Origin of the sequence: Pantoea stewartii subsp. stewartii (genome assembly GCF_008801695.1) — a bacterium.
Taxonomy (GTDB): domain Bacteria; phylum Pseudomonadota; class Gammaproteobacteria; order Enterobacterales; family Enterobacteriaceae; genus Pantoea; species Pantoea stewartii.
The window spans coordinates 1-26426 of the sequence record NZ_VZPF01000044.1 but is presented as its reverse complement, the minus strand read 5'-3'; the positions used below and the strand labels follow the sequence as shown (position 1 = coordinate 26426).

Sequence of the window (26426 nt, the reverse complement as noted above, 5' to 3'; positions counted from 1 at the left end):
ATATTCGGTTGAATTGTCTGTGTTTTATTCAATCTATACGATTAATAGACAATTTTTATTACGTTCATAGACAATCTGCATTGTTGTTCCTGCCTGCGAGAGGTCTATAATTTCCTTTTTGTGCAACCCCGTTCGCTCAGGAGGCCGTTATTAATACTTATCGCCAGCAACTCAATGCATTCGAAGAGAATCGTGCCGGGGCGGAAGTTGAGTATCAATACGATCCCCATGAACTGAAGCTGGAGCGCATGCAGGATTCTGAACCCGAGCCAGAGCTGATCGAAGGTCTGCCTGCCCCGGATGCGTTGACGCCTGCCGATCGCTATCTTGAGCTTTTCGAGGCCGTTCAGATGTCGGGCATCTTCGAGGACAGCAAAACGTTCCCCGACTGCTCGCCCAAATACGATCCGCTTGATGTGCTGATGCGTTACCGCCGTCAGAAGCGCAGCAAGGACTTCGATCTGGCGCGTTTCGTTGCCGACCATTTCTACATGCCAGGTATCAACGAAAGCTTCTACGTTTCGAACCCTGACAAAACGCTTAACGAGCACATCGACGATCTGTGGCCGGTTCTTACCAAGATGCCGCAGCAGCATATGCCGCATTCGTCGTTGCTGCCGTTGCCTAAACCTTATGTCGTGCCCGGTGGTCGTTTTGGCGAAACTTATTACTGGGACTCGTACTTTACGATGCTCGGCCTGGCGGAATCAGGGCGTGACGATTTGTTACGTCATATGGCCGACAACTTTGCCTGGCTGATTGATAACTACGGGCACATTCCGAACGGGAACCGCACTTATTATCTGAGCCGCTCACAGACACCTGTGTTTGCGCTGATGGTGGAACTGTTCGAAGAGGACGGCGTGCAAGGCTCACAGCGCTATCTGGATCAGCTGATGAAAGAGTATCAGTTCTGGATGGATGGCGCCGGCTCACTGATGCCCAACCAGGCTTATCGCCATGTGGTCCGGATGCCGAACGGCTCGCTTCTGAATCGTTACTGGGACGACCGCGACACACCACGTGATGAATCCTGGATCGAGGACATCGAAACAGCGCGTCATTCTAAGCGTCCGGCAAGCGAAGTTTACCGCGATCTGCGCGCGGGTGCCGCGTCAGGCTGGGACTATTCATCACGCTGGCTGCGTAATCCAAAACGTCTGTCGAGCATCCGTACAACGCAGTTTATCCCGATCGATCTCAATGCGTTTTTGTACAAGCTTGAGCTGATGATTGCGACGTTGTCTCACGTTAAAGGCGAAGAGCTGACTGCGCTGGCCTGGCAGAATAAGGCGGACGCCCGCAAACGTGCCATTACCCGTTACCTGTGGGACAGTACCGCAGGCGTTTTCCGTGATTATGACTGGCGCCGCGCCCGCTTTGGCGCGTTCACCGCCGCTGCGGTAGTGCCGCTCTTCGTCGGACTGGCAACGCCTTATCAGGCGCATTTACAGGCTATCGCGCTGCGCCATCTGCTGCTCAGCAATGGCGGGCTGCTGACCTCTATGGTGGAAAGCGGCGAACAGTGGGATAAACCTAACGGCTGGGCGCCTATGCAGTGGATGGCGGTGGTGGGCCTGAATAACTACGGCGAAGAAACCCTGGCGAGCGAAATCGCCGTGAACTGGCTGACAACCGTGAATAACTTCTACCAGTTACACCATAAACTGGTCGAGAAGTACGATATCAGCGGTGACCGCGCGCGTCCCGGTGGTGGCGGTGAATATCCTCTGCAGGACGGCTTTGGCTGGACAAACGGCGTAACCCGTCGGCTGATGGCAATGTATGGCCATATGATGATGGATTAATCTGTGTCGCAGGCACAAAAAAGCCGGGAAACGTTCCCGGCTTTTTTCTGGCGATTTCTCTGTAGAGAACTTACTTTTTCGCTTCAACGCCTGGCGCCGCAGAGCGCTGCAGGAACTGCTGAGTGACTTCCGGCAGATGCGTGAACAGCCATTCGGCCATCGCAATTTCCTGATCGCGAATTTCGGTCAGGACTCTGACGGCATCACTGTCGCCGACCTGCTCGGCAGCCGCGATCAGGCTGGTGTAGCTGGCGATTTCCGCGTTTTCGAACACATAGCCGCTCATCGCGCCTTTGACGACTTCGTCAGAAGTAAACATGCCGCCAATCGCCTGTCCTGTGGCGGCCATTTTGCCCATCACGTCTTTCATAATGGAATGGTCAATGCCGTGGCGATCCAACAGTTGTTCAAGCAGAGTAAGCTGATGCTTAGTTTCATCCAGATGCTGGGCAAGGCGCTGCTCCAGAGCGGGATAATGCTCCAGACGACCCGCCATTTTGCTCAACATGCTCTCGGCCTGCTTCTCCATGGCATGCGCGTCACGCAACCAGTCATGATAGTTTTCAATGGCCGTCATTTCGCAACTCCTTCAGCCGAACTGATGGTCTGTGCAACGCTGGTCAGTTTTTCATCCGTCTGCTTTTCCTCCGCAAGGGTTTGGGCCAGCAGCTTCGCGGCTTTGGTATAACCCAGCTTTGAGGCCAGCGCGTGCAGCGTACCGTAGGTCGCAATTTCATAATGCTCGACCTTCTGCGCCGCCCCGATCAATCCCTGATCGCGTACTTCACCCTTTTCAACAGACTCAATAATTTCCTGGGCTTCTTCTACCAGGCCTTCCAGGGCATGGCATTTCATTCGCTTGATTTTCACTTCAGGCGTAACGTCGACTAATTCGTCCAGACGTTCGATTTGCCCGCGTGTCTCTTCGAGATGCTGATTAAACGCAGCGATAAGATTTTCATCACTTGCCGCACGCGCCATTTTGGGTAGTGCTCTCGCGATTTGTTTTTCCGCACTGTAAACATCGGACAAGTCATGGATAAAGAGATCGTTTAACGTTTTGACAGTCATAAAAGAGCCTCATTAATTGAACGGCTACGCCACTATTTTTTAATGCAGCGCCAGTGACAATGTACTCACTAACCTTAGACTATTTAACGAAGAATGCATTCGGCTCCGTTTAATTCAGATTTTAAAGTAGCATTGAAAATGCCTTTTTCACTTAATTACCAGTACTTTACTCAAAATGAGTTATTTTGATAAATGCTCCGCCTCACCTCAATTAAGACAAACCTGTACAGAATTAGCAAAAACCGTACAAGTTAACCGGCTTTGTTGAATAATAGGTAATCATTCTGTTTTGTCTGCACTGTTTTGGTAGAAAACGCTGATGCCAGACAGAACACCGTCATACGCAAGCATGTAACGCATTGATTTTATGTTATCTGAAACAACCGTTTTCATAGTACCACAGCATAAAATCCATTTATTCAACAAAGCCAAGTTAACCTTCAGTTAAAATAGAGGCGTTTCACCTGGTGAACCCGGATTTCATTTTTTCGTTCAGACAGCCGTGCGTTGACCGGAAAAGCAGCAATAAAAAAACCGGAAAGGAATATCCTTTCCGGCAAGATTGACCAAATCCTAAACCAGAGGTGGTTTATTTCATGGATTAAACAGCGAAGTTTATATATTGAGTAGAAGTCAGCTTCACTGAAGGTTTCAGTTTAAATAGCTAACCCATTGTTAATATTAAATTAACTCCTTCGACTAACCTTACCTCCCTTACGCCCCGCCTCAATAGCTCGCTGGGGATCGTTTTTGAAATTCCCACCGCTGTTTTGTCCGCCTTTACGGCCTGCTTCTGCTGCTCTCTCTTTGTCTGCAGCGAAATTACCGGCCCCACCACGATATTGAGTCATTCTGTGTTCTCTGCAAGTTTAATTATTGAAATAGCACAGTGGAAGTTGCATCAACTAAAGGATGCACAAACAAATGTAGCTGTAAAAATCACCTAATCAAGCATGACGGCCACGACACTCACAAAGGCAGATACATATACCTTATTTGTACATCCAGTTAATTCTTTAGTGATGAAACTATTTTTCGAGGAAACTCTAGTTTAACGCTCCTGGCGAAAACTTTAATGAAAACGCTCCTCTAAGGCTCTATTAATCGATCTATTTATTAAAAAGTCCACACTGATTTTATTTTCAATCGCAGCACAGGGACGGCCAGGTGACATTGCCTATCGTCAATATGATCAATAAATGATCTATTTAACTAAGCGCGATAAAATCGAATTCATTACGGCAGGGTTTGCAACATGCAAAAATAAGCGAAGCGGTAAACGTCTCGTTTATTAGAATGAAGAGAAAGAAAAGATCATAAAATGACCAGGCAGGCGACAATTAGTAAAATGGCACTTCTCACAAGCGGAAGAAATACCGCTCATCACATTTCAGGTAAGCGAAGCGGCAATAAAAATAAAAACGCCCTGACGGGCGTTTTTTTCGGACTATTCAGCCCTGCTGTTTTGCAGGAAGGCGAGTAAATCGTTGTTGAGCTGAGCCTGATGCGTGACAGCGAATCCATGAGGCCCCTGATCGTAGATCTTGAGCTCTGAACCCGTAATCAGTTCATGGGCCAGCTTTCCGGTCGCCTCGAACGGGACGATCTGATCATGGCTGCCATGAATGATTAAGGTGGGCACATCAACGCGAGCGAGATCCGCGCGGAAGTCGGTTTCAGAAAAAGCGGTAACACAGTCCAGCGTTCCCTTGAGCGATGCCAGCAGGGCCATGTTTAACGTCTGCGTCAATACGCCCTCGGATACTGACTGGCCAGCATTGGTGCCATAAAAGGGGGCGGCAAAATCCTTAATAAACTGCGCTCTGTCGTCAAGCAGTCCCTGTTTGATATCGTCGAAAACCGATTTCTCTACGCCTTCGGGATGATCGTCTTTCTTACCAAACACGGGCGTGACTGCGCCTAACAGAACCAGCCCTTTAACGTTGCCCGTGCCATATTTTCCAATATAACGCGATACGTCGCCGCCGCCCATTGAGAACCCGACCAGCGTGACATCCTTGAGCTGTAAATGTGTGATCAGGCTATGAATGTCGTCAGCAAACGTATCGTAGTCGTATCCTTCCCATGGCTGGTCGGAACGTCCAAAACCGCGCCGGTCAAAAGCAATAACCCGATAGCCGCGTTCGGCAAGGAAGTTGAGCTGGCTATCCCACATATCCGCGTCCAGCGGCCAGCCATGGCTAAACAGTACCGGCTGCCCTTTGCCCCAGTCTTTGTAGTAGAGGTTAAATCCATCTTTGCTTTTAAACAGACTCATAAACGCCTCGCTATGGATGAAGGTGATGACGCTTCCGGCCATCGTCTGAGAAGCTCAGCGACGTTCCGGCGCGCGGCACTACCTGTCAAGCATGGCAGAGGGAAACCGATGGTCAAACCAGAAGCAGAAAAAACGCGTTTTTACAACGCTACACCGCGTTTACCGTTTTTTTTGATGCGGTACATCGTCTCATCAGCACGGGCCAGCGCACTGTCAAAGTTTTCTGGCTCCTCAACCTGAACAACCCCAATGGATGCGCCAATGACGGCAGTACCGTTGGCCAGCTCAAAAGGTTGCAAGGCAGCATTAAGACAGGCGTGCGTGAGCCTCTTCGTGAGTGGATGGGTTAACGCGAGCGGAATCAGTAAAACAAACTCATCGCCGCCCAGTCGCCCAATAATGACACCTGGTGGGCAGGCTGCGATAAAGCGCAGACTAAGTTGAATCAGGACTTCGTCGCCACTGCGATGCCCTAACGTGTCGTTGACATGCTTAAAATTATCTAAATCAATAAAGGCAATACATAATGCCTTTTTCTTCATATCGCGAAAATGATTGATCAACGCATGCCGGTTGGTTAATTGCGTCAGAGGATCGTGCATTGCCAGTGAAGCCAGTTGCGCTTCGTACTGTTTCTCTTTGGTCATATCAATGTGTGTGCCCGTCACTTTGATCGGTCTGCCCTGCTCGTCCCATTCACTGACGCGGCCCCGGTCCAGCACCCACGTAATTTTTCCTGTTTTACCAATCATCCGATGTAAGGCTTCATAGAAGGGTGCTTTGCCCTCGATATGGTCATAGAACGCCTTCAGAACATCTGCGGCATCCTCAGGATGCAGGCAGGATTTCCAGACATCAAAATGGGCATCCGTTTCTTTAGGCTGAAAACCCAGCATGGATCCCCAGCGGCGGTTAAAAATAACCAACTTGCCCGTGGGAATATCCAGTTGCCACAAGCACAGGCCCGTGCCGTCCAGCGCAGCACCCAATTTATCGCGGGCATCATGCGCAATACGCCTTAATCGCGCATTGTGTTTTTTTAAATTCGCAATTTGCTGCCGCAGGGCATCTTCAGACATATCGATAGCGGGAAAGGGAAAAGGCTATTTTTCCATTGCCATGCGCACTGTAAAGCAACATGTTCAAAACACGATGAGACAGGGATAAAGTCAACCCGTTCAGAATTAACCACGCTTAGCCGCATCAGAACCAGCATACGGCAGACGCTCAGTGACAGCGCGCTGAATGATTATCTTGCACAGAGAGTGATCAACGACGGCGAGGCTGATGTGGCTCCTTTTATGACCCGACTGTCAGCCTGTACGCTTTCTTCTATAGAAAACTCAGGTTTTTTAAAGAAGCGGTAAGATGTAACAAACACTGATTCGCAAGCCATTGAATTAAAATGATAAAAAAACCATGCAATTGTAACAGTGACATTTTTCTGCAAACTCATAATTACAATTAAATATCCTCCGGGTGTTAAGTAAAGACGTCAAGACGACATCAAGGAGATAACATCATGGCTCTGCCCCTTCTGCTTTCTTACCACGGTAACCTGTGTAAAGGTGATTATTCACGCCAGGATTCACATCTGACAGACGCCCTGTTTGTTGGCGATATGTTTTTCTCAAAAAACAGCCCGGACATTTCGCAGGCGGATTATGTTTTCAACGCCGTTTCACCTCATTATTTTTGCGTAAAGAATGCCATTCTGGATAACTGTTTCCCAAACAGCAAAAACAGCGGCGTTGCATTTGTCTGACAACGCAGTGTTATTGCTTTTTCGAAAAAGACAGTCCTGGTAAATGAACACTACAGATGTAATCAGGCTTTGTTGAATAAATGGATTTTATGCTGTGGTACTATGAAAACGGTTGTTTCAGATAACATAAAATCAATGCGTTACATGCTTGCGTATGACGGTGTTCTGTCTGGCATCAGCGTTTTCTACCAAAACAGTGCAGACAAAACAGAATGATTACCTATTATTCAACAAAGCCCTTACGCTAATCTCGTCCTTTCTATCGAATACTATAGATAACTCAGGAAATTAACTTTTTACTAAACTTAAGGATAGTTTTTAAACTTTTTTTAAAAAACGGCTTCGCTTTCATAAACTGCCTTCCTTTGTTGCCGATACTCGAAAAGCAAGGGTTGTTATTACAAAAATAAAAAAATTACTAAACGGGGAATCAACATGAAAATCACAACAGGCCGCAAAATCGCGTTCGCGTTCGGCATCATCGTTCTTGTGTCATTAATAGGCAGTAGCTTGTCGATTATTAACTTTCTCAAGCTACGGCAGGCCAATAGCTGGAATATTCACAGTTATAAGGTGATGAGTCTGAGCGACAGCATGTTAACTGACATGGTTAATATGGAAACGGGCGTGCGGGGATTTGTCATCTCCGGTAATGAAGCCTTCCTGGCACCGTTCAACGCAGGCAAAACGGCGTTCGACCAGAAATATAATCAGCTCCGCACCATGACGGCAGATAATGCCAGTCAACAGCAAAGACTGACGTCATTACTTGACCTGCACAACAGCGTCCAGGCCATTGACGATCAGCTAATCGCATTGCGTCGTCAGGTTAATGGTGGACAACAACCGCTCGATGCCCTGACGCATTTTTTTCAGGAAGGGCGTGATAAAGCCTTTATGGATCGCTACCGCGCCGTCGCCACCGGGTTCAACAACGCAGAATCGTCGCTGCTGGCTACGCGTTCTGACGACGTAAACAGCCTGGCCTTTGCCACGAAAATGACGCTCAGTCTGGCCGGGTTAACCACCATCCTGCTCTCGTTGGTGCTGGGCACCATCATTACACGCAGTATCGTTCGCGCACTGGGCGGCGAACCCAAAGCGGCTGCCGATATTGCTGGCATGATTGCCCAGGGTAACCTGACGGTAGACATTGCTGTGCCGCTTAAAGGCCAGGGCAGCCTGATGGCCTCGCTGGAAGCCATGCGCCAACAGTTGGTCACCATTGTGAGTGGCATTCAGTCCTCTGCGGAACTGATCAATAACTCAGCGAGCGAAATCGCCCAGGGCAATATTGACCTGGCTCAGCGCACTGAAGAGCAGGCTGCCGCACTGGAACAAACGGCCGCCAGTATGGAGGAGCTGACCGCTACCGTCCGTCAAAATACCGATAACGCCCGTCAGGCAAATTCTCAGGCGGATACCACTTCGCACGTTGCCCTGCAGGGGGGAGATGTGGTGAAACAGGTTGTCGAAACCATGCGCTCTATTTCTGAAAGCTCAGGCAAAGTGGCAGAGATTATCTCTGTCATTGAAGGGATTGCATTCCAGACGAATATTCTGGCCCTGAACGCCGCCGTTGAAGCCGCACGGGCAGGTGAAGGCGGACGCGGATTTGCGGTGGTTGCCGGAGAAGTGCGTTCGCTCGCCTTACGCAGCTCTACCGCGGCTAAAGAAATCAAAGATTTGATCACCCAGTCGGTTGAACACGTGGCGAAAGGTTCGGGCCTGGCGAAACAGGCAGGTAACACGATGGAGGAGATCGTGAAATCCGTACAGGGCGTGACCACCATTATGGGCGAAATCACCATTGCGTCGGATGAGCAAAGCAACGGTATCGGGCAGGTCAGCATTGCCGTCAGCCAAATGGACCAGGTCACCCAGCAGAACGCCGCGCTGGTGCAGCAGGTCTCCTCTGCGGCCCAGGGCATGGTGGAACAAACGACCCTGTTACGTAATGCCGTGTCCATTTTCCGTATTGACCGACACCAGCCAGCCGCTGTGCTGCGCTAAACAGCCTCGGTGTTTAGCTGCGGCATGACGTAAAGCCCACCCGGCACGTGTCTGGATGATTTTGGCGCGTGCCGATTTTACTGTTAGCGTGAATCACTCACCTTCCTCTGTCGCCTGAAAAAAGCCGTTTAAAAAAACAGCCATGCCGACTAAAGTGGGCCTTCCCTCACTTACCAGTGGCCATACTATGTTTAGCAAAACGTATCAGGTTGACGAAAAGCATATCGATTTTCAGGGCGTTGTAGACGGACTTTACTATCCCTTCTATATGGAATGGACACGCCACGCGTTTATGAAAGAGCATCTTGGCGTGGATCTGGAAGCGGAGTTTGCCGAAGGCCGTATCCATATGCTGCTTGAGTACACGCTTCGCTTTAAAAAGAGCCTGAAAAAAGGCGATGAGATGCAGGTGACCTGCGCACTCGCGGCAAACGAAAAGCGTAACCGTGTTAATTTCGTTCAGCAAATTTTGGTTGATAACGTTGTTTATGCTGAGGCGGTTTTCACCGGCACCTGTCTGGAAAAAGGGCGTCCCGTTATTCCGGCTTTTTTACGTAGTGCGATACCTGACGCCGGAAACTAACGCGCCGGCTTTCCGCCTGATTACCGCGACGCTCGATCACGACATTCTCATCATGTTGAGATCGAGACATCCTCTCCTGTGTCGATGTACCTGCCTTGCCCACCACCTGTAACGTGACGCATCTCACTGTGCGCTCACCGTGGCTGAAATGTGACCTAAATATGACATGCGCAATGCCGATAACGAAGTAGACCCGAGCCGATCGACTTCCCCTTAACCGGGTCGCTGTCTCTCCACTACGCGGTCATCACCTTTCGAGCTTATTACAGCGATATCTGGAGAGATCTATGTTTTCCCTTATGCGTTTACTTCGCGGCAAAAACGCGCGGAGCGCCTCGGATGATCAGAATAATATCCAGGCCATCCAGGCCTGTAGCGGCTGGATTGAATTCACGCCCGAGGGCATTATTCTCACGGCTAACCCGGCCTTCCTTGCCGTAACGGGCTACCAGCTCAGTGAGATCACCGGTCAGCACCATCGGCTGTTCTGTAAGCCTGATTTTGTGCGCTCCCGTGAATATGCCCTGTTTTGGGAAACCCTGGCCTCAGGCCAGTCCTTCAGCGGCATTTTCGAACGCTACCGCAAAGACAACAGCCTGCTCTACTTAAGCGCTAACTATTTCCCCGTGAAAGATAAACACGGCACGGTCAAAAAAATTATCAAAATCGCTAACGACATTACCGATCGGCATGAAGAACTCACGCATAAAGAAGCGATTATTACGGCGCTGAACAACACCATGGCCATGATTGAATTTACGCCACAGGACGAGGTCATTAATGCCAATAAAAACTTCCTTACGCTGATGGAGTACGATCTGGCCGCTATTCAGGGCAAACATCACCGTCTGTTCTGTTTTGACGCGTTCTATAAAGAAAACCCGGACTTCTGGCACAGAATTCAACAGGGGCGCGCGTTCACCGGGCGCTTCGAACGGGTAACAGCATCAGGAAAACGCGTCTGGCTTGAGGCCAACTACAACCCGGTGAAAGATGCCTCGGGACACGTTTATAAAGTGATTAAGCTGGCGTCGGATATTACCGAACGTGTCGTCACGGCGCAGGACGTGGCGGATATCGCCATGACCACGTCTGAAAAAACGTCACACATCACCGTGAATGCCAATGATGTTCTCAGTCAGACGGTGCGTAACGTCGAATCGATGGCCTCGCAGGTCGCTGCGGCAGCGGGAATCAGCGACAAACTGAATTACTCAGCCAAAGACATCAAAGAGATTGTCTCAACCATCCATAACATTGCCGGACAAACCAATATCCTGGCGCTCAATGCCGCGATTGAAGCCGCACGGGCAGGCGAAGCAGGACGCGGTTTTGCCGTGGTGGCAGAAGAAGTCAGACGTCTTGCTGCTTCTACCTCACAGGCGACGCAGAAAATCAGCAAGGTGGTCGAAGAAAATGCCAGCCTGATTGGCGATATGCACCAGCAACTCGACGGCATTAACAGCTTTCTCACCACAGAAAACGACAAAATCACGCATCTGTCCGACAACATTCAGGAAATTTTCAGCGGCGTGAACGAATTCGTGACGGTGATTCATCGACTAAAGGTCTGAGGGCACAGGCAGCATTGATGCGATTCACGGCACTGCATACGGTTTTATTGTCAGGGTTACGCCCCACACACGGGCGCGTCATTGTTTGACGCGTCAGCCTTTTCTGCTGCCACCAGCCTGTCAACGCCGCCGTGTGGTGATGCAGCGCCTGGGTATCACAGCGGCGACATGCCTGCCCGACAGAAAATCCGGCTCATCGCCATCGCAGGCGCGTTCTCGGGTGTGCATGAAAACGCCTGGCGACGCCATTGCCATCGGCTTCGCTCTCGCTGATTCGCGCTTTCCTGTCATAAAAACGTCCCTACACTGCAACAAGCCCTAAACACTTTATGTTGACTGTATAACCCCTCCTGATGTCTTTTTTTACCTCGTTTGACAAACTCTGGTTAACAATCTTATCCGGGCTGTAGCGATTGCCGCTGACATCTGCCCGGAAAAGCCCCCGCTCATCCTGCTTTTTTATCTGCCGTCCTGTCTGGCTGCGGGAAACAATCCGCCACATGGCTGCTGTTGTTCTGCTTTCGGCATCTTTTCACTGTTACAGGCAGTCTGTCAGAAGACGTAGCTCGTTATCTGTGTGCACTGACAGTCACTGTGATAAGCATCAATTTTTTTAATACATTTCTAAATATGAACCGGCCTGTGCCGATAAGTTAAATGACCCGGGCCGGACGCTTTACTTTCCATCAGACAGCAAACTCTCCGCCACGAGGCCCGACGCTTTACGCCCCTTTCACTGGATCAGATGGAGAGAAGTATGTTAGCCCTGACACGTTTTATGCCTGGTAAAGCTTCACTGGGGTTAGCGGACGACCAGACCAATACACAGGCGATCAAAGCCAACATCGGCTGGATTGAATTTACGCCCGACGGTCGCATCATTACGGCAAACACGCCTTTCCTCGAACTGACAGGCTACACGCTAAATGAGATCGCCGGTCAGCACCATCGCCTGTTCTGCGATGATGAATTTGTGCACTCCAGCGACTATACGCACTTTTGGCAAACACTCGGCTCAGGTCACTCGTTCAGCGGTATCTTTGAGCGGTTTCGCAAAAATCACAGCCGGCTGTATTTGAGCGCCACCTATTTCCCTGTGAAAGATCGCCACGGTGCGGTGAAAAAAATCATAAAAATTGCCAACGACATTACGCATAAACATGAAGCGTTAAAGCATAAAGAAGCCATCATTACCGCGTTGAATAACTCCATGGCCATGATTGAGTTTACACCGCAGGGTGAGGTCATTGACGCCAATAACAATTTTCTGAAATTAATGGGCTATCAGCTTGAGGCCATTCAAGGTAAACATCATCGCATATTTTGCTTTGATGAATTTTATAAGGAGCAGCCTGATTTTTGGCAAAAGATTCAGCAGGGGCGTGCTTTCACAGGGCGTTTTGAACGTGTGACAGCGTCTGGAAAACGCGTCTGGCTGGAGGCCAGCTATAACCCTGTCAAAGATGCCTCCGGGCATGTTTATAAGGTTATTAAACTGGCGTCTGATATCACCGACCGCGTAGAGAATGCCAAACGGATCGCTGACATTGCCGTCACAACGTCGGAAGAGACGTCGCAAATCACCTTTAATGCCAATGATGTCCTGGGTGAGACCATCCGCAATGCGGAATCCATGTCGTTACAGGTGGGTGCGGCAGCAGACATTGGCGACAGACTCAATCATTCTTCCATGGACATAAAAGAAATTGTTTCGACGATCAACACCATCGCCGGACAAACCAATATTCTGGCGTTAAACGCGGCGATTGAGGCCGCGCGGGCAGGCGAAGCGGGACGTGGGTTTGCCGTGGTGGCCGAGGAGGTCCGGCGACTGGCGGCTTCGACGTCGCAGGCGACGCTTAAAATCACGAAAGTTGTGGAAGAAAATACCGCGCTCATTGAAAACATGTCCCGGCAGCTTGATGAAATCAGACGCTTTCTTACGACTGAAAACGATAAGATCAGCAATCTCTCGCGCAGTTTCCAGGAGATCAATCGCGGGGTAAATGAATTCGTGACGGTCATCCACCGGCTCAATGTATAAGCATGAAAACGTCATGCCAGCGGCGCATACGCTGGCTTTTTCTTTCTCAGACGAGCAGAAAAAAGCGCGCAGATGAACAAGCCACGACGACGCTGCATCGGGCGTTATGAAGCGTGCCGTAAGCTCTAATGCGGCCCGCTTAGTCATAACAGGTATTCCTATTTCGCTCGTTGTACGTCTTCAGTCATTTTTTAGTCACAGATCTTCACTAAGCTCCCCGGTTGAGAAGCGCCCTGAGCGGATCACCGTGCAGGATGACGTCGGGTTCTTTGTTTCTGCGCATGCGCGTTATTGTCCCCTTATCACAGCCCCCCTGCCTGTTAAGCCCGGTCAGGCATGAGAACAGCTTCTCAGGAATACAGCACGCGCAGATACGGGTGGCGTTGCGCGGGGAAACGGTCCCGTTACCGACCTTGTCGGAACCGGCTAAATGCAGAGGTTATTCGATGACAACACGGAGAAGGCTGTTGAAAGGTACGATTGCCACCCTGGGCGGTCTGGCCGCTTCCCTCGCCATCGGTGCGGAACACCGCCCCAACGACGTGGGTCGTAAGTTTGACGCAGATGGCCGGGTTCTTCCCTTTAAAGGAAACACGATTATCTGCCATCTGCCGCAGCAAGGTGACGGCTCAGAACCCTTTGATGCCCTGCTTGATGTCTATCGTGAATTACCCGGCGAAAGCTGGTCAATGAAGGTTACCGCACTGCCGCCCTCCAGTTATCACATGACTGTTTTCGGCGGAGCCAACGACAAGGCAAGACGCTATCCCTTATGGCCTGCCGGGCTGCCGCTGGACATGCCCATGGACGAGTGCGACCGGATTCTGGCTGAACGCCTGCGGACATATAAACTGGGTGAGGATGCCTCGCCTTACCACATGCGCGTCAATCCGGAGGCGCCGTCTGCGCGTGAAACCCCGTTAACGCTGCGCCTGCTAACGGCGGATGCGGAGACAGAGACGCGGTTGCGCCGTTTACGCGATCGGCTATCCGAGGTCACCGGCATTCGCGAACCAGACCACGATCGCTACCAGTTTCATATCACGCTGGGATATCAGGTTGCACCGTTGACCGACGACGAAGACGCCGCCTGGCGACGTTCACTGGCGAACTGGAAAACGATGATCGCGCAGCGCGCGCCAGTTATTACGCTCGGTAATCCCGAGTATTGCCTGCTGAATGATATGTTTGCCTTCAAGCGACAGTTTTATCTGACCTGATCCGCCTCACTGTGCAGCGCGACGCCCCTGCTTCGCGCCTTTGTTTTGATTCCTGACTTTACGCGCCAGCCACGGTTTACCGGTGGTGGCTGAAACGTTTACAGCTTTCGCGTTTATGCCGATAAAAAGATGACATAACAGCATTAATAAGCATTTTAAATGTGAGCAACATCCCACTAACACGCTTAATCCTGCCTGATTTTCCAGCAGGTGAGAGAAATCACGTTTCCGCGTAGCCCAAATCAGTAAATTCCTCTCACTAATGAAAAAACGATTCAGCCATAGAGGTAAACGATGAAGACGAAACTCGCACTGATGGTGCTGGCCGTAATGATTTCGGGTTCGGTATCTGCAAAAAACTGGGTGCTGACGAGTGCTGAACAAGGCACCGACAAAGGAAACTGGCAGATAAACAGCAGCGAGCTGAACATTCAGGGCAAACCGTTCAGCATTGAGCAGAAAGTGTTGCATGGTGGCAAGCAGGAAGGCAGTAAGCTTCTGGTCATCCGCAGTCAGGATGGCCTGACTATTACGCTTATTCCGACACGCGGTATGAACCTGCTCCGCGTAGAGGGATTCGGCACCCGCCTGGGCTGGGATTCGCCCGTTAAAGAGGTGGTAAACCCGGCGTTCATCAATCTTGAAAGCCGCAATGGCCTGGGCTGGCTGGAAGGATTCAACGAAATGATGGTGCGTTGTGGCTACGAATGGACCGGCCATCCGGTGAACGACAAAGGCCGTATCTACACGCTGCATGGCAAAGCCGGAAACACGTCGGTCTCGCAGCTTGAAGTCGAGGTGGCGGATGCGGCCCCGCATGAAATCCGTATTCGCGGTTTGATCAAAGAGAGCACGTTTAAGAAAGCCGATCTGCAGACTTGGACGGAATTGAGTTATGTGCCGGGCAGCAATCAGTTCAGCCTGCACGACATGCTGACCAACCATTCCGATTACCCGCACGATTACGAGATCATCTATCACAGCAACTTCAGTACGCCCATTCTGGAGGAAGGTGCCCGCTTTATGGCCCCGATGTCGGGCATCAGCCCGTTCAATGACTATGCCAAAGCGGGGCTGAAAAACTGGCAGACCTATCAAGGCCCAACCAAAGACTTCGATGAAATGGTGTTTAACATCAAACCGCTGTCCGACAAGGATCATCAGACGGTCGCCGCCGTGGTTAATAAAGCGGGCAACAAAGGCGCGTCCATTCAGTTTGATACTCAGCAGTTGCCGCTGCTGACCTTGTGGAAGAATACCGACACGCTTAAACAAGGCTATGTCACCGGGATTGAGCCCGGCACCAACTATGCCTATCCGGTCACGATTGAACGGGAGCAGAAGCGCGTGAAACAGCTGGCACCGGGCGCGAGTGCAACCTTTGATCTGACCTACACGCTGTTGCACAACAGCGATCAGGTAAATGCGGTAGAGAAGCGGATTCAGGCGATTCAGGGCGACACCAAAATCGAGGAAAATTCGACGCCGATCGCGAATGAATAAGCGCGGTTTACTGCCACAAAAGCGGTAAGGTTTCGCTGTTCATCACAGAGCCGGGGGCAACCCCGGCCAGTTGATATTAACGCGAACAGCGTGGACAGGTTTTTTATTACGCCGCTGAACGCAATATGGCGTTACGCTGAAAACTGGCCGGGATTATCCAGCTCGTCCAGCTTCTTCTCCACCAGCCACTGAAACGTTTTACCATCCGGTTGTGAATAGAGCGTCTTTCTCACCGTTGACAGTGCAACCCACTTTTGGGCGATGGTCATTTTTCTGACCTCCGCCAACGGCAGTCCCTGACTTTCGCTAATCACGCGGTTGACGGCCTGCTCCGCGCTGATATCAGTCCAGTTGTGGTTACGTTTCAGCGCCTCGCCGAACCACAGCAGACGAAAACTCTGGTGACGTTCGATAAGCCCTTTCATCGCACTGACGCGCTGCCAGAACGTTTTACTGAGGGTATCAATGACATCCTCAGGAAAGAAAGAATCCATGGTGGTTCTCCTTTGCAGATGAATGTTCAGGTCAGTATGTGCACTGTTTTCTGTTTTATCGGCAAACTTCCGACTGAGTGACAGTGACGTATGGCAGGAATGATAAGCGCGTCACAGGCTAAAAACGCGCGTTTTTACAGCCTTTTACGTCCTTTACACTACTCCACAACGCAGCCGTACTGGCGATCAGATAAAGCGGAAAAGCGATAAGGCGAAGTCCGAAAAACGCAGTCTGCCTTCACAGCGGGTGCGTAACCTGATGACGTAATCAAACGGCTGAAGAATGAAGCGGCCCAGGCAAGTGAACGCACGGCGCTTTCGTCATCCGTCAGGGGATCGTGGCCGTTGCAGAGCAAAGAGGCGGGCTTGCAGGGCGTTGAGCGGAAACGCTCTTATCGTCTGGGAAGCCCTACCTGAACCTACCGCTTTATAACCCGGCGTCTCAGGGCTGCGTGAGTGCCTCCAGCGCCGTTAACTGCTGCCGCGCAAACGCTAAAAACATCTCCAGCGCAGCGCTGCGGGGCCGACCAGAAGGCACCTGCAGTTGCAGATTGCGCTGGCTCAGTTGATCGATGTCGACAGATCGCATCACCAGTCCATGCGCTTCGGCTTCCTGTAGCACGCTGAAGGCACTACAGATGGTCATGGCCAACGGCGTACGCAGCAGAAACTGGAATAAGGTAGAGAAATTATCGCAGGTCACCACCGGCTCAATCAGGTTGCCACTCATATGGCTCGCCAGCTCAAACAGCTGACGCACGGTGGTATTCTGCTGGGGCAGTGCCAGCGGATAGGGACTGATATCACGCAATGTCACCTGCGGCGCGCTGGCGAGTGGGTGGCTCTGATGCATCACTAACAACACCGGCGCAGGCCAGGAGCCGATAATTTCTACGCCCGTTTCGGCATGAAGACTGAACTGCAGCGCCAGGTCGCACTCGCCGCTGCGTATTCGTTCGGACACGCCCTGCGGGCTGGCGACATTAATGTCAAAGAGGATGCCGGGATTCGTCTCGCGAAAGTCGGCAATCATGCGCGGCAGCAACGTAAAGGCCAGCCCGTCGGTACAGGCCAGCCGAATCAGCGTGCGCCGCACGGCTTTCAGCCCTTTGATCTCGGCCAGCGCATAGTCCATATCCAGCATGTTCTTGCGCACATGGTGGGCAAAAATCTCCCCGGCTTCATTCAGTACCATCCCGCGAGCGTGACGTTCAAACAGCGGAACGCCCACTGGGTCTCCAGCCGCTGAATCTGACGGCTGATAGCCGACACCGCAATAAACAACTGTTCGCTCGCCGCACTTAACGAGCCCGTATTCGCCACGGCGAGAAAATAGCGGATTTCATTACTGATCATGCGCGCCTCATGCTGGTGCATGCCTCGAAAACGGGCAGGTTAGCTTTGCTTTAAAAGCAAATCTTACTCGATAAATTGATAATTGTGGCAAAGCAGCGTTTCGGAAATGATGGGAAAACATAATACGCATAAAAGATACGCAAACATGACAGCGCAAAACGCCATACAACAGGCCACCGCCTGGTTCGACAGTGGGGAATTTCAACGCATTCTGGCGCGTCGCGTGGCGCAGCGCACCGAGAGCCAGCGCCAGGATCGCGACGGCGAGTTGCATCACTATTTACACGATGAGATTGGGCCGCAGCTGCGCGCGCTGGGCTTTACTCTGCACTTTATTGAGAACACCGAAGCAGCCCATCGTCCCTTTCTGGTGGCGGTACGCATTGAAGATCCCGCTCTACCCACCCTGCTGAGCTATGGTCATGGCGATGTGGTGTTTGGCGATGACGAAAACTGGCGCGCAGGGTTAACGCCCTGGGAGCTTGTTGAAGAAGACGACCGCTGGTATGCCCGCGGCAGTGCGGATAACAAAGGTCAGCACTGCGTTAACCTGGCCGCGCTGGAACAGGTGTTTCAGGCGCGCGGCGGCAGGCTGGGTTTCAACTGCAAGCTGCTGTTCGAGATGGGCGAAGAGATCAGCTCGCCAGGTTTGGCACAGCTGTGCCAGCAGCACGGCGATCTGCTCAAAGCCGACCTGTTTGTCGCCTCAGACGGTCCACGCCTGAACGCGGTGCAGCCGACCCTGTTCCTGGGCTCGCGCGGCGCCGTCAATTTTCGCCTTACCATCACGGCTCGCGACAACGCCTATCACTCCGGCAACTGGGGTGGCCTGTTGAGTAACCCCGGCACGCAACTGGCCAATGCCATTGCCTCGCTGGTGAATGCTCAGGGCGTGCTTCAGGTGGCGGCGCTGAAACCTAGTTCACTCACTCAACAGGTACGCGATATTCTCCGTCAGATTCACGTCGGCGGCATGCCTGGCGATCCCGAGATTGACAGGGACTGGGGCGAACCGACACTTACCCCCACAGAACGCCTGTATGGCTGGAACACGCTGGAGGTGCTGTCTTTTCTCACCGGCAATCCTGCCCGCCCCATGAACGCCATTCCGGGCGAGGCGACCGCGGTATGTCAGCTGCGGTTTGTGGTCGGCACCGACTGGGAAAATCTGGCGCAGCACGTCAGGAAACACCTTTCACAGCACGGCTTTGACAACGTGAACGTCGAGTTTATGCGCGGATCGCCTGCCACGCGGCTGGATCCCACCGATCCGTTAGTCGACTGGGTGCTGGCCAGCATGGCCGAAACCAGCGGCAAAACGCCGGCACTGCTGCCGAACCTGGGCGGTTCACTGCCTAATGAGGTGTTCTCCGACATTCTCGGCCTGCCCACGTTGTGGGTGCCGCACTCTTATCCCGCCTGCGGTCAGCACGGCGTGAACGAGCATATGCTGAAGTCAATTGCGCGCGAAGGCCTGCAGATCATGACCCGACTGCTGTGGGATTTGGGCGAACAAGGCCGCGAACTGGTCGCGAAGCATCGTCACCATGCCGGAGGTGCCGCATGAGCACACTTAATACCACCGCATCTCTGCACGCGAATAAACCCAGCCTGCACAAAACCCTGTTTGCCACCTGCATCGGTAATGCGCTGGAGTGGTTTGATATTGCGGTTTACGGCTTCTTTGCCAGCTATATCGCCCATGCGTTTTTCCCGACCCGCGATCCGTCCGTGTCGATATTGCTTACGTTCGGCAGTTTCGGTGTGTCTTTCCTGATCCGGCCGCTGGGCGCGATTGTGCTGGGCAACTATGCTGACCGCCATGGTCGCAAAAAGGCGCTACTGCTCTCCATCAATCTGATGATGCTGGGCGGTGCCGTGATTACGTTTATGCCGGGTTACGACAGTATTGGGTTGATGGCCCCTGTACTTATCCTGCTGGCGCGGCTGGTTCAGGGTTTTTCTGCCGGCGGCGAATTTGGCAGCTCGACGGCGTTCCTGGTGGAGCATTTTCCCGAGCGCAAAGCCTTTATCGCCAGCTGGCAGTTTGCCACTCAGGGGGCCAGTACGCTGATGGCATCCGCGTTTGGTCTGGGATTAACGAAAATCCTGACGGAAAGCGAGATTCAGGACTGGGGCTGGCGCATTCCCTTTGCCTTTGGTCTGCTGATTGGCCCGTTGGGAATTTATATCCGCCGCCATGTGCATGAACCTGCCAGCTTTGCCACACATCAACCTGATGTTGCCCCACTTAAACGCCTGTTTGGCCGCCAGAAAGAGCTGATGTTGCTGGCGATTGGCCTGATGGTCATCTCCACGGCGGTTAACTACATGCTCAACTATGTACCGACCTATGCCACGCGCAATCTGCACCTGCCCGGCTCTGTGGCCTTTACCGCGACGTTAATGGCGGGTGTGATCCTGACTGTGGTGACGCCGGTTATGGGTCTGTGGGCAGAACGCATCGGCCGGGTTCCGTTGATGTGGGGCTCGCTGATTTTACTGATCGTCACCATCTATCCCGCCTTTAAGCTGGTCGTCAGTCACACCACGCCCATCACGCTTGTCGCGCTGGTCTGCTGGATGGCGTTGCTGAAATCGATCTACTTCTCAACCGTGCCGTCGGTCATGGCCGATCTGTTTCCGATGGGCACCCGCGCCAGCGGCATGGCGATCAGCTATAACATCGCAGTGACCGTATTTGGCGGATTTGCACCGCTGATCTGTTCGCTGTTAATCACGGCCACCGGCACCAGCCTGGCACCCGGCTATTACCTGATGGCCATGTCGGTGCTGAGCGGCCTGGCACTGCTGCGCAGCCAGAAGCGCGTGAAGTAGGAGAACAGGTGCACAGGGTTGTGCACCTGACGGATTTTACAAGGTGGCAGAAGTTTGGCTGTTAACGCTTCATTTGCTTCAATAACCCCAGCATCAGTCGGGCTGAGAAAGCTGACTGATTTTTCCTTTCTTTATACCTTGCTAAGAACCCCACCGATTGCTTTCAACAATATTCATCCCCACCCACTTTAGAATGTAACAGTCTTCATAAAACCCGGTAATGGCTCAATGTGTGGTCTGCCACCCCGAAAACGGAACGGTAGAAAAGACGCATTAATACTGTAAACAAGATTAACTTACTCACATGAGGCATCATCTTTATGCCGTCTGGCAAGCTGACGATAATGAAAAATAATGACCCAGTCACGATAAAGAAGCTCTGTGAACCATCATATTCTGCTGCGTTCCAGCAGCAAGACTTACGGAGAACCCACTAACAATTAACACGCACCGTTTTTATTCCAGTGATGGAACGGCAGAACAATAAGGATGCGTTCACCAATACGAGCAAAGGTTATTACAGCGTTATTAAGAACAGCCCATATCGGAAGTATTTTTTAGCAGCATTAAAACTATCAGACCATGACTTTTCGCCTGGCCAGTGAGCCATCTTTCCTCCGCCTGAATATGCTGTTTGTCAGCGACCCGTTCGCCTTTTTCCTGTTGCGCGATTTGGCAGGGATCTGTGAATCATTTCAGATCGGCTTTAACTGTAAAATCTATCCCGTATTCTGTTTAACTCATCCCGGCTCTGTTAACCATTTTGATCTCGCTCAATGTTCTTACGCTTAATGTTGCCTACCCAGGCAGAAACCCGTTTTTTATTACGTGCAATCATGCAAACCTGCCATTATTCGGCCCTCCCTTGCTGAAGATGCAGTAGAAACACTGCGTAATTTACATTAAATACGGACAGACACACCATGCATATCAAGTAGGTTTTACGTTAAAAATGAGGTGAATATGGATACGTTATATGACTATATTTTTGCGCCCGACATGGGTATTTACCCTGATACATCCGAAGATCTCTCTGAAAAACTCATTGCGCTATTAAATATCAGCACGCAACAGAAAAAAGGCATTTATTTCCCCGCAGGCGTCTACCTTTTCTCGCAGGATATCCAGCTCAAATCGTTTAACTCACTGAAAGGTGATGTTACCGGCACGGTATTTCGCGGTATCAACAGCAAGCGCGCCGTCATGTTTGGTGACGGTCAATATGGCAATACCGTCGCTAACCTGACAATAGAGAATATTCTCTTTGAGAATGCGACGCTGTATTTTTACGGAAGAAAAACCGGCATTAATGTTAACTATAATGTTTTTATTAATACGGTGAGCGATACTAACGTGGCCCAGTTAACCTGCTCAACAAAGGCTTACCTGATTAAGGGCAATGTTTTTATGCGTGGCCGGGGTTATCCCGGCGTGGCGATAAATACCTATGGCAATGCGCCCGGCCTGATAATCGAGCAAAATTTTCTGGGTTCAATAACGGACATTTCTGTTGCTGAAGCATGGATTGATGCAACCACAAAAGCGATGCTGCTGACGCTTATCGCATTACGCACACGGGGGATAATGACATTTGATGGGCTTTGTTGAATAATAGGTAATCATTCTGTTTTGTCTGCACTGTTTTGGTAGAAAACGCTGATGCCAGACAGAACACCGTCATACGCAAGCATGTAATGCATTGATTTTATGTTATCTGAAACAACCGTTTTCATAGTACCACAGCATAAAATCCATTTATTCAACAAAGCCCATTTGATGATGAGCAGGGACACTTTGTTGCCGGTTGGTACTCGACCAGCAATTTGAAAAAAGGGGTTTTCCGTAAAAATTTCTTTTCAGGTAGCACGACTCCCCGCTTGTATAATCCAGCCAGCGGTGAAAATGATATTGTCCGGGATCATGCTGTTTATATTAAAGCCTACGACCAGGTTGAAGTTGTTGAGAACTATTTTTCAGGCTGGCCTGCTGATGCGTCCGGTCAGTTGAAATTCCGTAATGCCCGAGGCCTCGTATTTGCCGGTAACTATCTAAAAAGTATCTCATTTGATGCACGTCCCTACGACGATTTAGCCGTTCAATGGCGCATCATGCAGGATACCTTTATATTCAATAATTATTTGAACGATGGAATGATTAGCTACTGGAGTAACATTTATGATACGCCAGAGAAACACATCACCGTTTCAAAGTATCTGGTGTTCTCTAATCTGTTTATTAATCGCAGCGAAGATTCTCAACTCATTGGTTCGCCTGGCCCTGGCGTCACCCTGTTCCCTGACGCTTTTCATTGCGCGGAAAACCGCTTTGCCGACAGCGGAAAACGGGTGGTGGTAGCAGGCGTCATCGCAGAAATACCCCTGCCAGCGATCATCGATCTGTTACCTGACTATGCGTTGCCCTATCTGAATCTTCAGCCGATCATGCCAGCCGTGTAGCCTCTCGCTTCGCCCCGGTACCGTCCGGGGTTTATTATTAGCCTGGGCCAGGCCGGACAGCCTGATTTACGCAATTCGAATGGGGCAGCAGGCCGTAGCAGTAAACTGGATGTCAGTCCTTGCGTCTGGCAGGCGTCAGCGACGTGATCCCGTTAACCTGATGATAACAGGCTTCCGGTAAAAAGAGGTCTTTCTGCTCTGCTACCGGACTGCATACTTTTCGGAGAAGCGCATGACAAAGGGAAGATCGAGGTGCTATCGCCGCTCAGTCAGCCTTTTTATGGGCAGATGCCGTAACAGGCTGGCAATCGACATACGCCTTGTCCCTCGCCACGAAGAGGCTGTTTTGCACATTTAGCCGTCCCGATAACTACGACCTTGCCCCCAAACGCAAAAACCCCCGCCGAAGCGAGGGTTTCAAATTTGTGGTGCCCGAACCCGGAATCGAACCAGGGACACGGGGATTTTCAATCCCCTGCTCTACCGACTGAGCTATTCGGGCAACGAGGAGCATTAAACCCTATGCAGGCCCCAGCGTCAAACGCTTTTCACAAAAATGAAATCAACTGCCGCCTTTTCCATCAACCGCAGCAAAATTGACCGCCGGTCCCGGTGGCGCATAACTCGGGTGCCGGATTTTCACGCTGTCTAACGCCGCCTGGCTGGCGGTTTTTCGCTGCTATTTTGCTTTATCCACGATTTATCGGCGCTCTTTTTACTAACTGTTTTTTTGCCATAAATCCGTCATCTGCGCTCATTACTCTTAAGATTATTCCTGGATAATCAAGAGCCGCATCATGCAGTTACCCGCCTCTGTGAATACTGTGGTTTCCGCCTCAAGTCGTTACGACGCGCGGGTGTTATGCATTGAGGTCCCTTTTGTCAGTCCGGAGACGGATAACCGTGCGGTGATGGCGCTGTTTGCCGAGCATAAAGATCTCATCGGTTTGCCCGTGGTAGAAAACGGCAAACCGTTTGGCATGATTAACCGCCACATCTTTTTGTCGCAGATGGCGCGGCCCTTCTTTCCCGAACTGTATGACCGTAAGAGCTGCATTGCCTTTATGGATAAGTTCCCGCTGGTGATCGACGTAGAAAACACGCTGGAAAGCGTGGCGCAGCAGGTGGTGGCCAATGGCGATAAGTCCGTCGCTGATGGCTTTATCCTGACGGAGAACGGACACTATATTGGCATTGGTTTAGGGATCGATCTGATCCGCCGCGTCTCCGACTTACAGGCGCGCCAGCATCAGCAGATTTTACAAAGCATCGATTACGCGCGGGTGATTCAGGACGCGATGCTGGACCGATCCAACCAGCTAATCGCGACTCTGCTCGACGACTGGTGTCTGTACTGGCAGCCCAGGGACGGCGTGGGTGGCGATTATTACGCCTTTCACCGTCATAATAACGGCTGGCTGGCGGTCATTGCCGACTGTACGGGCCACGGCATTCCTGGTGCCTTTATGACGGTAATTTTGCAGTCTGCGCTGGAAAATGCGCTACGCGAGGCCGATCTGCAGGCGCCTGCCCGCATTCTGCATGCGCTTAACCACCATATTAAACAAACCCTGGGACAGTTAAATGCGTCTCAGCAAACGTCACTCTCTAACGATGGCTGCGATGCCATCGTGCTGTCTGTCGATACCGAACTGCATCAGCTGCGTTGGGCCAGCGCCCGAACCCAGGCATTTATGCTCAGCAACATCAGTAACGAAATCATCGCGCTCAGCCAGGATCGCGTCGGCGTGGGGTATACCGATACGCCGGAGGATTATGACTGGCCGGAACAGAGCCTGGCATTTAATCGCGGCGATATGCTGTTTGTGCTGACGGATGGCGTCACCGATCAACCGGGTGGCGAGCGCAATATTATGTTTGGCAATAAGCGCATTCAGTCACTGCTGATGCGCTATCAGCATTTGCCTATGGCGGAGTTATCGCTGGCGTTTCAGCAAGACTATTTAAGCTGGCAAGGTAACCAGGCGCGACGCGACGACGTCACCTGGTTTGGCTTTCGCTATTGATTGCACCGGGAAGAAAATGAAAAACGAATCACTCCGTGGTCTGCCGTTCAACACCGAATCGCAATCTGGTCTTATCGCGCTCCAGTACACCGGCTTTTTTTCGCCGCAAAACATCACGGCAATGGGTGAAGTGGTCAAACTGTTTCTGGAGAACCACGAGCAGTCACAGAAAGTGCGACGACGGCTGTTCTCCAGCTTTGTCGAGATCGCGCAAAACATCCTGCGCTACTCGCAGGACAGCCGGGCGCTGAGCCACAACGATCAGCTCTATCGTTTTGGATCGCTGAGCCTGCGCTATGATGGTGGGCGCTACTATCTGGAAAGTGCCAATCTGGTAGGCAGCGATGCCAGCGTTCAACTGCGTGGCGATCTGGACTCGTTACGGGTCATGAACGCAGACGAAATTAAACAAGCCTACCGCAGTCGGTTACGCGCAGAGAGTCCTGTCTGGAGCAAAGGCGCCAATATCGGCTTACTTACCCTTGCCCGCGACGTCAGTGAACCGCTGGAATACTGCTTCCAGCCACTGGAAGCCAGCGAGCTCTCTGCCTTTTGGCTAAAGGCGACAATCTGCCATGACTAAAGAATCCTCTATGCAAACCATTCATCTCACCCCCACCGAATGCACGCCCGCCGTGGAATTTGATTTTGCGGCCCAGCGATTTTCCCTGCGGGGCGAATCCTGGCCGGAAAATGCGGCCGCCTTTTATCGCCCGCTGCAAAGTGCACTGGAATCCTGGCAACCGCAGGCCAGCCAGCTGACTGAAGTCAATATCGACCTGAGCTATTTCAACAGCTCCAGCACCAAAATGCTGTTCGGGCTGTTCGATCAGTTCAACAGGCTGGCGCAGAACGGCTGTGAGATTGTGCTGAACTGGTTCTATGACGCTGAAGATGACGTGTCAGAAGAGTTTGGCGAGGAGCTGTCGCTGGATTTCACCGCCCTGACCGTCACATTACATGCGGAACAGCACCAATGACGCACCTTAATGAGCTGTTTCTGGAAGAAACCCAGGCGCTGAACCATGCCAGCCATGTGGCGGCGCAGAGCTGTCTGCACGCCGAAGAGTACCGCCAGGCGCTGTCCGATCTTAATAACCACTATCAGCGGCTGATGCGCGAAACTTACCGGCTGATCTCGCGCAGCGATCGAGCCGAGCGTGAGTTAAACCGGGTGAATGAGCAGCTTATTGAGCTGACGAGAGAGCTGGAGTACAAAGCCACTCACCGATCCGCTGACGAATGTCTGGAACCGCAGCGCCATTATTCGTAAGCGTCACATTTAAACCGTCTGTGCAGCGGGCTCCGGTTCCGGGAAAATAGTGTCCATCATTTTTTAATGGACACTATCGCGTGAAACACCGGACATGGCTCCTTGAGGCGCTTCGCCTCCATT

General features: G+C 51.5%; 21 protein-coding genes, 1 tRNA gene and 2 pseudogenes. 16 read left to right on the top strand and 8 right to left on the bottom strand.

Annotated features, from left to right (window positions below; translation table 11 throughout):
- Positions 1–149 precede the first annotated feature (149 nt).
- Positions 150–1808, top strand: a complete 1659-nt coding sequence (locus F7Q90_RS14305; RefSeq protein WP_044241487.1) for an alpha,alpha-trehalase — start codon at positions 150–152, stop codon at positions 1806–1808.
- 70 nt (positions 1809–1878) lie between these two features.
- Here the strand turns inward: F7Q90_RS14305 and F7Q90_RS14300 are convergent, their stop codons facing one another.
- From F7Q90_RS14300 to F7Q90_RS14280, 5 genes are all read right to left on the bottom strand, one after another.
- Positions 1879–2385 carry a ferritin-like domain-containing protein gene (locus F7Q90_RS14300; protein WP_006118266.1) on the bottom strand — a complete coding sequence of 169 codons (507 nt, stop codon included), beginning with the start codon at positions 2383–2385 and terminating at the stop codon, positions 1879–1881.
- Positions 2382–2879, bottom strand: a complete 498-nt coding sequence (locus tag F7Q90_RS14295) for a YciE/YciF ferroxidase family protein (RefSeq protein WP_006118265.1) — start codon at positions 2877–2879, stop codon at positions 2382–2384. The genes F7Q90_RS14300 and F7Q90_RS14295 overlap by 4 nt, the downstream gene beginning before the upstream one ends.
- Positions 2880–3565: 686 nt before the next feature.
- Positions 3566–3730, bottom strand: a complete 165-nt coding sequence (locus F7Q90_RS14290; protein ID WP_006118264.1) for a con-10 family general stress protein — start codon at positions 3728–3730, stop codon at positions 3566–3568.
- 596 nt (positions 3731–4326) lie between these two features.
- Entirely contained in the window at positions 4327–5157 is an 831-nt protein-coding gene (locus F7Q90_RS14285) for an alpha/beta fold hydrolase (protein WP_006118263.1), read from the bottom strand.
- A gap of 140 nt (positions 5158–5297) precedes the next feature.
- A complete protein-coding gene (locus F7Q90_RS14280; protein WP_006118262.1) occupies positions 5298–6236 on the bottom strand; it encodes a sensor domain-containing diguanylate cyclase in 939 nt (312 codons plus the stop codon).
- A gap of 443 nt (positions 6237–6679) precedes the next feature.
- Here F7Q90_RS14280 and F7Q90_RS14275 point away from each other — a divergent pair, with 443 nt between their 5' ends.
- The 7 genes from F7Q90_RS14275 (at position 6680) to F7Q90_RS14245 (ending at position 15859) form a co-directional block, all read left to right on the top strand.
- On the top strand, positions 6680–6922 hold the full coding sequence (locus tag F7Q90_RS14275; RefSeq protein WP_006118260.1) for a hypothetical protein: 243 nt from the start codon (positions 6680–6682) through the stop codon (positions 6920–6922).
- Positions 6923–7357: 435 nt separating this feature from the next.
- Positions 7358–8935 carry a methyl-accepting chemotaxis protein gene (locus F7Q90_RS14270; RefSeq protein WP_006118259.1) on the top strand — a complete coding sequence of 526 codons (1578 nt, stop codon included), beginning with the start codon at positions 7358–7360 and terminating at the stop codon, positions 8933–8935.
- Between the two features lie 187 nt (positions 8936–9122).
- Positions 9123–9518 carry an acyl-CoA thioesterase gene (locus F7Q90_RS14265; RefSeq protein ID WP_006118258.1) on the top strand — a complete coding sequence of 132 codons (396 nt, stop codon included), beginning with the start codon at positions 9123–9125 and terminating at the stop codon, positions 9516–9518.
- A gap of 287 nt (positions 9519–9805) precedes the next feature.
- The gene (locus F7Q90_RS14260; protein ID WP_006118257.1) at positions 9806–11092 is read left to right on the top strand and encodes a methyl-accepting chemotaxis protein; all 1287 of its coding nucleotides are present in this window, start codon (positions 9806–9808) and stop codon (positions 11090–11092) included.
- A 757-nt stretch (positions 11093–11849) separates the two neighbouring features.
- Positions 11850–13136 carry a methyl-accepting chemotaxis protein gene (locus F7Q90_RS14255; protein ID WP_006118256.1) on the top strand — a complete coding sequence of 429 codons (1287 nt, stop codon included), beginning with the start codon at positions 11850–11852 and terminating at the stop codon, positions 13134–13136.
- A gap of 467 nt (positions 13137–13603) precedes the next feature.
- Positions 13604–14356 (top strand): DUF1868 domain-containing protein, encoded by a 753-nt coding sequence (locus F7Q90_RS14250; protein WP_241492772.1) that lies wholly within the window; start codon positions 13604–13606, stop codon positions 14354–14356.
- 294 nt (positions 14357–14650) lie between these two features.
- Positions 14651–15859: an aldose 1-epimerase family protein gene (locus F7Q90_RS14245; protein WP_006118253.1), complete on the top strand. Its 1209-nt coding sequence runs from the start codon at positions 14651–14653 to the stop codon at positions 15857–15859.
- Positions 15860–15990: 131 nt separating this feature from the next.
- Here F7Q90_RS14245 and F7Q90_RS14240 read toward each other — a convergent pair whose 3' ends face one another.
- Both F7Q90_RS14240 and F7Q90_RS14235 read right to left on the bottom strand, forming a co-directional pair.
- Positions 15991–16353, bottom strand: a complete 363-nt coding sequence (locus F7Q90_RS14240) for a hypothetical protein (protein WP_006118252.1) — start codon at positions 16351–16353, stop codon at positions 15991–15993.
- A gap of 442 nt (positions 16354–16795) precedes the next feature.
- A pseudogene (locus F7Q90_RS14235) lies at positions 16796–17709 on the bottom strand (LysR family transcriptional regulator).
- A 145-nt stretch (positions 17710–17854) separates the two neighbouring features.
- Here F7Q90_RS14235 and F7Q90_RS14230 point away from each other — a divergent pair.
- The 4 genes from F7Q90_RS14230 (at position 17855) to F7Q90_RS14215 (ending at position 23003) form a co-directional block, all read left to right on the top strand.
- Complete coding sequence (locus F7Q90_RS14230; protein ID WP_006118251.1) at positions 17855–19276, top strand: M20 family metallopeptidase; 1422 nt, start codon at positions 17855–17857, stop codon at positions 19274–19276.
- A complete protein-coding gene (locus F7Q90_RS14225; RefSeq protein ID WP_006118250.1) occupies positions 19273–20547 on the top strand; it encodes an MFS transporter in 1275 nt (424 codons plus the stop codon). The genes F7Q90_RS14230 and F7Q90_RS14225 overlap by 4 nt, the downstream gene beginning before the upstream one ends.
- A gap of 963 nt (positions 20548–21510) precedes the next feature.
- Entirely contained in the window at positions 21511–22155 is a 645-nt protein-coding gene (locus tag F7Q90_RS14220) for a glycosyl hydrolase family 28-related protein (protein ID WP_006118248.1), read from the top strand.
- A gap of 215 nt (positions 22156–22370) precedes the next feature.
- Positions 22371–23003 (top strand): hypothetical protein, encoded by a 633-nt coding sequence (locus F7Q90_RS14215; protein ID WP_141119359.1) that lies wholly within the window; start codon positions 22371–22373, stop codon positions 23001–23003.
- Between the two features lie 426 nt (positions 23004–23429).
- Here the strand turns inward: F7Q90_RS14215 and F7Q90_RS14210 are convergent.
- Positions 23430–23505, bottom strand: a tRNA-Phe gene (locus tag F7Q90_RS14210).
- Positions 23506–23800: 295 nt separating this feature from the next.
- On the opposite strand from F7Q90_RS14210, the gene F7Q90_RS14205 reads away from it, so the two are divergent.
- The 4 genes and pseudogenes from F7Q90_RS14205 to F7Q90_RS14190 all read left to right on the top strand — a co-directional run.
- A complete protein-coding gene (locus tag F7Q90_RS14205; RefSeq protein ID WP_006118246.1) occupies positions 23801–25030 on the top strand; it encodes a SpoIIE family protein phosphatase in 1230 nt (409 codons plus the stop codon).
- A 16-nt stretch (positions 25031–25046) separates the two neighbouring features.
- Positions 25047–25613, top strand: coding sequence for a SiaB family protein kinase (locus F7Q90_RS14200; protein WP_006118245.1), 567 nt, complete (start codon positions 25047–25049; stop codon positions 25611–25613).
- On the top strand, positions 25606–26010 hold the full coding sequence (locus F7Q90_RS14195; RefSeq protein ID WP_044241483.1) for a DUF1987 domain-containing protein: 405 nt from the start codon (positions 25606–25608) through the stop codon (positions 26008–26010). The genes F7Q90_RS14200 and F7Q90_RS14195 overlap by 8 nt, the downstream gene beginning before the upstream one ends.
- Positions 26007–26304, top strand: a pseudogene (locus tag F7Q90_RS14190) (GGDEF domain-containing protein); the annotation flags it as partial. The gene F7Q90_RS14195 and the pseudogene F7Q90_RS14190, both read left to right, overlap by 4 nt.
- Positions 26305–26426 lie beyond the last annotated feature (122 nt).